The sequence below is a fragment of the Mesorhizobium sp. L2C066B000 genome, from assembly GCF_000502335.1.
GTDB lineage: Bacteria > Pseudomonadota > Alphaproteobacteria > Rhizobiales > Rhizobiaceae > Mesorhizobium.
The window spans coordinates 1-9538 of record NZ_AYWZ01000043.1 but is presented as its reverse complement, the minus strand read 5'-3'; the positions used below and the strand labels follow the sequence as shown (position 1 = coordinate 9538).

Annotated in this window: 9 protein-coding genes and 1 pseudogene; 9 read left to right on the top strand and 1 reads right to left on the bottom strand. The window is 63.5% G+C overall.

The window, feature by feature from the left end:
- The 3 genes and pseudogenes from X733_RS0136430 to X733_RS0136425 all read left to right on the top strand — a co-directional run.
- The coding region (locus tag X733_RS0136430) for a hypothetical protein (protein WP_245274559.1) at window positions 1–358 on the top strand (358 nt) is incomplete at its 5' end.
- 269 nt (window positions 359–627) lie between these two features.
- Window positions 628–756 (top strand): annotated as a pseudogene (locus X733_RS1000000171210) (IS1595 family transposase); the annotation flags it as partial.
- A gap of 132 nt (window positions 757–888) precedes the next feature.
- Entirely contained in the window at window positions 889–1650 is a 762-nt protein-coding gene (locus tag X733_RS0136425) for a phosphoribosyltransferase (RefSeq protein ID WP_023739166.1), read from the top strand.
- A gap of 567 nt (window positions 1651–2217) precedes the next feature.
- Here the strand turns inward: X733_RS0136425 and X733_RS136605 are convergent.
- A complete protein-coding gene (locus tag X733_RS136605) occupies window positions 2218–2535 on the bottom strand; it encodes a YMGG-like glycine zipper-containing protein (RefSeq protein ID WP_031194380.1) in 318 nt (105 codons plus the stop codon).
- A 259-nt stretch (window positions 2536–2794) separates the two neighbouring features.
- On the opposite strand from X733_RS136605, the gene X733_RS136610 reads away from it, so the two are divergent.
- The 6 genes from X733_RS136610 to X733_RS0136420 form a co-directional block, all read left to right on the top strand.
- Window positions 2795–3367 (top strand): hypothetical protein, encoded by a 573-nt coding sequence (locus tag X733_RS136610; RefSeq protein ID WP_023753152.1) that lies wholly within the window; start codon window positions 2795–2797, stop codon window positions 3365–3367.
- Between the two features lie 215 nt (window positions 3368–3582).
- A complete protein-coding gene (locus X733_RS136615; protein WP_023753151.1) occupies window positions 3583–4494 on the top strand; it encodes a hypothetical protein in 912 nt (303 codons plus the stop codon).
- Between the two features lie 45 nt (window positions 4495–4539).
- Entirely contained in the window at window positions 4540–5529 is a 990-nt protein-coding gene (locus tag X733_RS136620; RefSeq protein ID WP_023753150.1) for a hypothetical protein, read from the top strand.
- Between the two features lie 179 nt (window positions 5530–5708).
- Window positions 5709–6311 carry a hypothetical protein gene (locus tag X733_RS136625; protein WP_023753149.1) on the top strand — a complete coding sequence of 201 codons (603 nt, stop codon included), beginning with the start codon at window positions 5709–5711 and terminating at the stop codon, window positions 6309–6311.
- On the top strand, window positions 6308–8788 hold the full coding sequence (locus tag X733_RS136630; RefSeq protein WP_023753148.1) for a hypothetical protein: 2481 nt from the start codon (window positions 6308–6310) through the stop codon (window positions 8786–8788). The genes X733_RS136625 and X733_RS136630 overlap by 4 nt, the downstream gene beginning before the upstream one ends.
- Before the next feature lie 251 nt (window positions 8789–9039).
- Window positions 9040–9538, top strand: a 499-nt coding sequence (locus tag X733_RS0136420) for a hypothetical protein (protein ID WP_031194379.1), incomplete at its 3' end; no start/stop codon positions are given.

The window sequence follows — 9538 nt, the reverse complement described above, 5'->3', positions numbered from 1 at the left end:
AGGCGACGGCCGTTCCGGCCGCGCCGGGGCAGGGCGCATGAGCGCCAAACGCTTCGCCCGCGCCAGTCAGGCCGGCGGCCCCGCCAAGGCGCGCGACGCGCTGACCAAGGCCTATCTCAGGGTGTTCTCCGGCGAGGACGGCGAAATGGTGCTGGCCGACCTCGCGGCAACCGTCGGCTACTACCGCCGCCCGTCCTATGGCGAGTGGATGGCCAGGACGAGGACGCCCAACGGCTTCGAACTGCACAGCGCGCTCAGCAACGCGCGGGCAGAAGTCGTGCAGCACATAATGGGGTTTCTGACGCTGGACGAGACGCAGCTGGCTGCGCTGGAGAAGGCGGCACGGGCGGAAGGGTAGGCGGCATCCGCAAAGCTGCCAATCTCCCCCCGTGTGGGGGAGATGTCCGGCAGGACAGAGGGGGGGCGCTGTCCCGCTAGCGTTTGCCGTGATTGCAGCTGCTCCAGGCAATATTTCGGGATATGCCTCCGGACCTGGCCACAAATGCACATGTCGCAGACGGCATGCCGATCCCCTCGGCTGGCCGTTTCTGGCCTTTAGATCCGGCCGGGATCATTCTTTTTCATCCCTTCCTCGACCATTGCTCGTTTCGCACCGCTACCTCAACCAATCACGCCGCATGGCTGGAAGATCACCGTCGCCAGTCGAATGGCGGCAATGCCTTCGCATTGCTTGGTGGTGCGCTCAATCATTCTGTTAGCCGCGTATGGGCTGGGTACTGGCAAAGAGCGGAATAGTATTGCAGAAGAGGCGATTGTTGAGATTCTGCTGAATGTGCCCGCGTGAATAGCAAAATTGGCCGGCATCCCCGTCTACCTTGGCAGGCAGATGACCCACAGCTCATTCTTTCGCACTGTCGATGGAGCGAGTTGAAGGGAACCTATAAAAAATCGGCAAAGGAGGCGGCTAGAGGGACAGAGATATACGAGCGCGCCAAGAAGCAGTTTGACGAAAGCGCCGCCGCTGATTTGGTCGACCAATGCGTGCGTCAGACTGTGGTTGAGCAGATAATTGATCTTGTTCTCGCCAAGAAGAAACCCGCTCGGATAGTGATTCCTCACCCGGAATATGATCCTCACGATATGGACGAAGGAGGAAATGCCCTTCGCCCGACAAATGCGCTTCCATTTGCCTACGCCGCATATCTCGCCCAAGAAATGGACTGCCCCATCGATGACCAGATCATCGAAACGGCGCGTCCGGGTCGCACGAAATTGAAGCGGTTCCCACGGTTTTTGTGGCAACCAGCCTTCGCGGGAGAGGTGCGACAAGATTGCACCTATGTCCTGGCCGACGACAATTGTACCCTTGGCGGCACGTTGGCGACGCTGCGGAACTACATCCTTTCGAAGGGTGGAACCATCGCGGCAGTTACAGCTTTATCAACCAATGACGGCCTACACTGTCGTTTTCCCATTGCTGGGAATACGGTTGATGTGCTTAAGTCGACTTATTCTGTGGACATTTCGTCCCTCTGGATAGAGGAAATTGGCCATGACATTCGGTGTCTTACAGAGAGTGAAGGAACATTTCTGGCCGACTGGCCAAAAAGAAACCCAAGCTCCGATGGGGCCAGCCCATTTCAACGACTCAGAGATCGCCTCGCTGCGGCAGCAGCTAAAGGCGAATAGCGATTCTGCGCTTAAAATCCGCGCCGCGCGTGGCCACAAGGTTAACCCCCGAATCTTAGCGGCACGCAAAGCGGGCGCTAACGTCTAAACTCGTCTCTCGACGCGCTCTGTCTCCTTGGCCTTCCGCTTTCGCCGCACCTTCGCGGTATTGACGCACTGCCTGATCCGCTCGACTAGCGACGGCTCCCAGCCCCTCAGTTGAACAATGCGCTGGGCCGTCTCCTTGCTGCCTTCCGCCTCGCACTTCAGGATTATCCGTAAAGCTCGCCTTTCCGGAAGCGGCAGGGCTGCCGCCGCAATGGCGCGACCTCCGCGCGATTCGCCACAAGCGTGTTTATCGCGTGTTCGTATCGGGTCGAGCGAACGATGGGGGCAGCTCTTGGCATTCCCGGATTTTATGTGAAGCCACCAGGTAGCGGCAGTCGGAATGTTGGTGCGTTTGCTACATAAGACCGCAATTTCGCGGATTGAGCTTCGGCAACGCCAGCTTTTCAGATGGTGGCGCCGCCCCTCATCCGCCCTTCGGGCACCTTCTCCCCGTGAACGGGGAGAAGGTGGAGCCATTCCTCAATAATCGTTTTTGTAATACCGGTCGTCGCAAGGCGCCGTGTAGATCCGGCCGTAGCGGTCCTGGTAGCGGCACAGCTGTTCGCCGCGGCGCTGCGGCGTGGTCGACTGGCCGATAACGGCGCCGAGCAGGGCGCCGCCGGCGGCGCCGATCACGGTGCTCTTGGTGTTGCCGCCCAGCGCCTGGCCGGCGAGCGCGCCGACGCCGCCGCCGATGAGCGCGCCGTTGGTTGCCCTCTGCTGCTGTTCGGTCTGGGTCGCGCAGCCTGCCAGGGCGGCAGTCATGAGCACGGCGGCAATGGCTTGTCTGATGATCATCGTGGAACTCCTTTGAAGCCCCAAACGCGGATTGGAGCGAATGGTTGCCAGTTGCTGGCGCATTGCGGCCAAACGGCGGCATGCTGGCTCACGAAATGCGACATGGTTTCTCAGGCCTTGAAGATGATGGTCGCCAAAGCGGAAACGCCTTGCGCGAACAGGGCGATAGCGCCTCGGTTGAATCGATACGCCAGCGCTGATCCGGCGCTTTTTGAATAACGTCCTTCCAGCAATTTCCCGAATAGAAATGGAGATACCAATGACCCGAGGTCTTCCCCGGACGCTGTCGCGCGCCGCCGCCCGCGAGGCCGGATCTGCCCCGCCCAAATTCGGCCTCAAGGCCGTCACCACGGGGCAGGGCGGCTCGTACCGCACCGTCTTCACCCTTGCCGGCATGCAGGTGCCGGTCGCCGACGCGCTGGCCTATGCCAGCCAGAAACTGCTCGATTTCGCCGACGGCAAGGTGCGCATCAAGGGCGGCACGGCCAGACTGCAATTTGCGGTACTGACCACCCGCGCGGCGACCATCAACGACAATGCGGCGCTGACCTGGTCGCTGGGCTCTGTGGCGGCATCGAGTGCGACGCTGGCCGGCGCCATGGTCAATGTGCTGGCTTCGACGGCCCGCACACTGGATGGCCTGGGCGCCGCGCTGTCGACGGCCTCGACCGCGGATGTCGCGGCAGCCGCCACGCTGGACGGCACGGTGACGCCGGTCGACCTCTATCTCAACCTGGCGTTTGCGACCGGCGCGGATATCGACGCCGATGGCACGCTGGCGGTGACGGGCACGATCACGCTGCTGTGGGAGAACTGGGGCGACAACGCGTAGGCGGCGACACAGCCAATCTCCCCCCTCGTGGGGGAGATGCCCGGCAGGGCAGAGGGGGGTGTGAAGGAACTCCGCGATAGTGACTACGCTGCAACCGATTTCAAGCCNGCGTTCCTTCGCGCCCCCCTCTGTCCTGCCGGACATCTCCCCCACAGGTGGGGAGATTGGCAGTTTCGCCGCCGGCTCCTTCTAACAACAATCAAAGGAATCCACTCATGACAGATCTGGCAGACGCCGGGTCCGTGGCGGCGCGTGCGCAGCCGGCGGGCAACCCAGTACGGCCACCGGCAGGCGCGGATAACGGGTCCGCCGCGCTTGGCGCCAAAAGTTGGTTTGACGGTCTTTCCGAAGGCAACCGCAAGCTCGCTGAAGCCAAGGGCTGGACCAAGGCCGAAAACCTCGATCGGGTTTTCAATTCCTATGCGGAACTGGAGCGGCAGCAGGGTGAGAGCCTGCGCGTTCCAGCACCCGACGCATCCCCGGAAGACTGGCAGAAATTTCATGCCCGGCTGCCGGAGACCATGCGTCCGCTGACATCGCCCGACAAGGTCGAGTACAGGCGGCCCGACGGCCTGCCTGAAAACTTCGCTTATTCGGACGAGCTTGCCCAGGCGTCCAAGGCCTGGGCAGTCGAGGCCGGCGCCACGCCCAAAGTGGCGCAGGCCTATCATGACCGCTTCGTCGGCTACATGGCCGAACAGGCCGCGCGCCAGGACATCGCGCTTGCCCGCTCGGTCGAGGCCACGCATGACGATCTCGTGCGCGACTGGGGACCGACCGACAGCGATGGCTTTCGCCAGAAGCTGGAGGTCGCCAACCGGGCGATGAAGAAGCTCGGACTGGTCGACGCCTATAAGGCCAAGGGCATCCTTCTGCCGGACGGCGCATTGACCGATCCGCAGATCGCCAAGGCGTTCCATGCCGTCGGCGAGGCGATGTTCAGGGAAGACACGATCGACGGCGGCGCGGCTTTGAGCGGCGGCAATCCGTTCAAGCGCAACGCCGCCGGTGACCGCAACATTTCGGCGATTTCAGCCCTTGTCAAAAGCGACCCCGCCCGCGCCCGGCGGCTGGCACGCGAGGCCGGTGAAAACCCGGACCTCTGGATGCCCAACAATCCCCTTTAGTCCTCCAAAGCTTGCCGCCACATTAAACCTCAAAGGAAGTGAAAAATGGCAGACGCCTATACCCGTATCGCGGACGCGATCGTTCCGTCCGTTTATGCCCAGTACTCGTTCGAGGAGCATGTCCAGTCGCTGGAAATCTTCCAGGCTGGCATCCTGTTCAACGACCCGGCCACCACCGCCAAGCTGTCGATGGGCGGCCGTTCCGTCGACATGCCCGGCTGGAAGGATCTCGGCAACGATCCGTCGGAACCCGTCAATGACGATCCGGCCGATTCCATCGAGATGAAGAAGATCGGCGCCCGCCGCGAGGTCGCCGCCCGCAATGTTCGCGCCCAGGCCTGGGGCGTTCCGGACCTGACCTCGATCCTGGCCGGCGACGATCCGCAGAAGCTGATCGTCAAGCGCCAGACCGAGTACTGGCAGCGCGCCAACAAGCTGACCCTGCTCGGCATCCTGAAAGGGGTCGTGGCCGACAACATCGCCAACGACGGCAGCGACCTGGTGCGCCTCACCGGCGCCTCCATCGTCGACACCGACATCATCGAGGCCGCCTATCTGATGGGCGACCGCGCGGACAAGTTCAAGACGATCTGGATGCACTCCAAGCAGATGAAGGCACTGAAGCTCGCCGATCTCATCGACTATGTTCCGTCGTCAGAGCAGGGCGGGCCGCTCATCCCCTACTACATGGGGCTGCGTTGCGTGGTCGATGACGACATTCCGGTCGCGGCCGGCGTCTACACCGCCTTCATGTTCAAGGACAAGGCGATCCTGTGGAACGAGCTTCCGGTCAACACGGAAGGCGGCCCGCTGGAGTTCGACCGCAAGCCGCGCCAGGGCCATGGCGGCGGCGTCACCGAGATGGTCGGCCGCAGGCACTTCGTCCCGCACGTGCCCGGCACCCGCTTCCTCGACGCGTCTTCGGCCGGCGAGTTCGCCACCGACGCCGAGCTCGCGCTGGCGGCGAACTGGGACCGCACGGCGTCCAGCGTCAAGAACATGACCTTCATCGCGCTGAAGACGACCGAGGCGTAGTACCTTTCGTCCGGCCAGCGGGTCGCCGAAACTGCTGATCTCCCCCCTTGCGGGGGAGATGTCCGGCAGGACAGAGGGGNCCCCCTCTGGCCTGCCGGCCATCTCCCCCGCAAGGGGGGAGATTGGCGCTCCGCCATATGCCCCTGCCCAATCAACCACCATCCACGAGGCGCTGATCCATGGCCATCACCCCGCTCGACATCGCCAATATGGCGCTCGCCGTCCTCGACGAGGCGCCGATCGACAGTCTCGACCAGGACGTCAAGGCGGCGCGCCTGCTCAACCTGCATTTCGACCTGACGCGGGAAGCCGAACTCGCCAGGCACGTCTGGGTGTTCGCCATCCTTGCCGCCAGCGTCGCCGGCGCCGACACCGGCAGCGGCAATTGCACCTTGAACTTCGCCTATGAACTGCCCGCCGATTGCCTGCGGCCGCTGCCGCTGACCGCAAATGGCGAGCCGGACGGCGTACCGATCTCCTGGCGCCAGGAAGCCGGGCTGATCTATTGCGGCCGGTCCGGTCCATTGATCATCCGTTACATCGCCAACCTTACCGACCCGAACGACTGGGACGCGCTGTTCACCGAAGTGCTGGTCTCCGCCCTTGCCATCAAGATCGCGCATCCCTTGACGCACAAGGCGGGCATGATCGACATCGCCCGCTCCGCCTATGACCGGGCGCTGGACGCGGCCTTTGCCGCCAACGCCATCCAGCGCGGCGGCCGGCTCTACACCTCATCCTGGGCGCAGCAGCGCGGCGACTTCAGGGTGTCTGCCCGATGACCGCGCTCTACCCTATCCAGGACGTTTTCACCCGTGGCGAAATCAGCCCGCGCCTGCACGCGCGCGCCTCACTCGATCTCTATCGTGCGGCGCTGTCCAAATGTGAGAACTTCGTCACGTTGCCGCATGGCGGTATCCGCGCCCGCGGCGGCAGCTATTTCGTCAACGAGGTGAAGAATTCGGCCAGGAAGACGCGCGCCATCCCCTTCATCTTCTCCTCCGAGCAGGCCTACTGCCTGGAGTTCGGCGACCTCTATATCCGCGTCTATGCCTATGGCGCCCGCGTCGGCACGGTCGAGGTGGCCTCGCCCTATCTGGAGGCCGATTTGTTCGACCTCGCCTATGTCCAGTCAGCCGACCAGATGTGGATCACCCACAAGAACTATGCGCCCAAAGTGCTGACCCGCACCGCCCACACGACATGGACGCTGGCAGGTTACGAGTTCCTCGACGGCCCTTACGATCCAATCAACACGACCGGCACCACGATGACGCCGGCCAGTTACGGCTCGTACGTGCCGAAGATGACAGGCTTGACGGCTCCGGCCGGAACGGCTTTGGCCAGCAACGGTTCCGCGTCGGCGTGGGCGATTTTCGACAAGGACAGCAGAACAGGTGCGGAGATCGGTGCCGGCACCAATGGCTGGGTCCAATATCGGCAGGCGAGCGGAGCGCAGAAGGTTTGCAACGCCTACTGGGTGCAAGCCATGAACAGCGCGTCGGAAGCAGAAAACATGCCGACGCAATGGGAAATCCAGGGCTCGAACGACGGATCGACATGGACAACCATCGACTCGCGGATTGGCCAGATAGGCTGGGGTAACTCCGAGCGTCGGTTCTTCGAATTCTTCAACAAGGCCGCCTTTGAATATCTGCGCATGGACATGGACGGTGGCGGCGGCTCTGACAGTACCAGAACCGACCTCGCCGAATGGGCGCCGAACGAGGACGGCGACCTGATGACGCCGTTCAATCTGACGGCGTCATCGGTCATCGGCATCAACGATGATACCGGGTTCCAGACATCGGATATTGGCCGCGCCATCCGGCTGCTCGGTTCGGATGGGCGGTGGCGCTGGGCCAAGATTGCAGCGCGCACGAGCGCGACAGTCGTTACCGTTCGTCTGTATGGCCATGCCTTGCCGGATCTCAGTCCGATCAGTCGCTGGCGGCTTGGCACCTTCGTGCCCGGAAAATATGTCGAGGCGGGCTCGCTCTATGAGGAGCGGTTGGCCTTCAGTCGAAAATTCTCGGTCTATGCATCGGCGACCGGCGACTTCGATAATTTCGCGCTCGGCGAGGAAGATGACGACGCGCTGGAATTCGTCCAGGCCGGCGGCGGCCAGGCCAACGACATCGTCTGGATCGCCGATTCCGATGGTGCGCTGCTGATCGGCACGTCGGGCGGTATCAGGGCACTGTCCGGCTCCGGCATCGACGAGGCACTCACCCCGTCCTCGTTCAAGAACCGCCGTTCGCGCACCTTTGGCTGCGCCCGCATCCGCCCGGTCGATGCCGGGCAGTCCTTCCTCTATGTCACCCGCTCGCGCAAATCGATCGCCGAGCTGACGCAGAGTTCTACAGCCAGATTCACCTCCGATGACATCGGCCAGATCTCGGAACATATCCCCAAGCAAGGCGTGGTCGAACTCGCCTTCCAGACCGACCCCGACCCGATGCTGTGGTTTCCGCTCGAAAATGGCGAACTTGGCGGCTACACCCACCAGCCGAGCCAGGAGGTGCGCGGCATGCACCGCCATCGCTTCGGCGGCAGCTTCGCTGGATCCGCCCCCGGTCAACCCACTTGGGCGGTCGTTGAAAGCGCCGTGGTGACGCCTGGCCAGAACGGCGTCGACGACATCTGGCTGATCGTCAAGCGCACCATTGGCGGGGTGACCAGGCGCTACATCGAAATCATGACCACGCCATTCGAATACGGCATGCTGGAGGATGCCTTTCAGGTCGATTGCGGACTGACCTATTCGGGTGCACCCGTCAACGTCGTCTCCGGGCTCGGCCATCTCAACGGCCAACTGGTCGACGTGCTGGCCGGCGGCAAGGTCTATCGCGGCCTGCCGGTTGCCTCCGGCCAGGTGGCGCTGCCCGCCGGCGCCACAGCTGGGAAGTGGCAGGTCGGGCTGCCCTTCCAGTCCGAGGCCAACACGCTGGAACTCGACGTCGGCGGCCAGGACGGTTCCGTCATCGGCCGCCGCAAGAAGGTGGCGAAAGTCATCCTGTCGCTGCTCGAGACCGACACCACCGGGCTGCAGGTGCAGTCCTTCCTCCGCGGCCGCTGGGAGAGCGTGCGCATGCCGAGCATCGTCGCACCCGACGGCAATGCGAAACTCTACACCGGCAATGTCGATGTACCGGTCGACGACAGCTGGGAAGGGCAGGGCAGGGTCCGCATCCGCCACCTCAACCCGACGCCCTGCACGATCCGGGCGTTTACGCCGGTATTCGACGCCGAGCCGTAGAAAAATTTGATGCGGCAATAGTCAACGCCGAGCTCCCGCCCACCCCCCTCTGGCCTGCCGGCCATCTCCCCCGCAAGGGGGGAGATCAACGGCATCTTTGCCTTCGCTAATCGCTGACGTAGCAAGACTGGCGAGCCTGCTCGAGCTGCCAATCTCCCCCCATGCGGGGGAGATGTCCGGCAGGACAGAGGGGGGTGCTGTCCCGCCGACGTCACCATTCTCGCACCATTCCCACCAAGGAACCCACCCCAATGACCCCCCATGCCGAGACCCTCGGCAAGGCGCGGACGGCTGCCGATTTCGCGGCCGTCATCGCCTTGCTCGACACCGACATTAACGACGCCGTCGTCCGCAGGCGCGCGCTGGAGCAGGCCGAGGACCGGGCCGTCTTTGGCGACGGCGACCTGGCCGCGGCGCGCGCCGCGCTCGATGCCTGCAACGACGTCATCACCTTGCTGGAAAAAACCATCTGCGTCGCCGACACGCGCCGCATCGACGCCGCCGAGAGCGAAGCCCGCGCCGACATTGCCGCTCTTGGCGACGAGATTGCGGCCAAAGCCGCCACCCTGACCGAGCGCTGGCGCAACGCTGCCCGGCTGGTCGAGCTGCTGCGCCAGGAACTGTTCGAGGCCGATGCGCTCGTCCGTGCCATCGCCACCGCCAATGGCCTGTTCGACGCCGCCAGCGTCGCCGAGCTGAAGATAAACCTCACCGCTGCCCGCCGCGCCGCCATGGCCGGCGCACGGGCAG

Excerpts from the sequence above, each read along its gene's own strand:
- X733_RS136615 (WP_023753151.1), top strand. The coding sequence starts at position 3,583 with ATGACAGATCTGGCAGACGCCGGGTCCGTGGCGGCGCGTGCGCAGCCG.
- X733_RS136625 (WP_023753149.1), top strand. The coding sequence starts at position 5,709 with ATGGCCATCACCCCGCTCGACATCGCCAATATGGCGCTCGCCGTCCTC.
- X733_RS136620 (WP_023753150.1), top strand. The coding sequence starts at position 4,540 with ATGGCAGACGCCTATACCCGTATCGCGGACGCGATCGTTCCGTCCGTT.
- X733_RS136605 (WP_031194380.1), bottom strand. The coding sequence starts at position 2,535 with ATGATCATCAGACAAGCCATTGCCGCCGTGCTCATGACTGCCGCCCTG.
- X733_RS136630 (WP_023753148.1), top strand. The coding sequence starts at position 6,308 with ATGACCGCGCTCTACCCTATCCAGGACGTTTTCACCCGTGGCGAAATC.
- X733_RS136610 (WP_023753152.1), top strand. The coding sequence starts at position 2,795 with ATGACCCGAGGTCTTCCCCGGACGCTGTCGCGCGCCGCCGCCCGCGAG.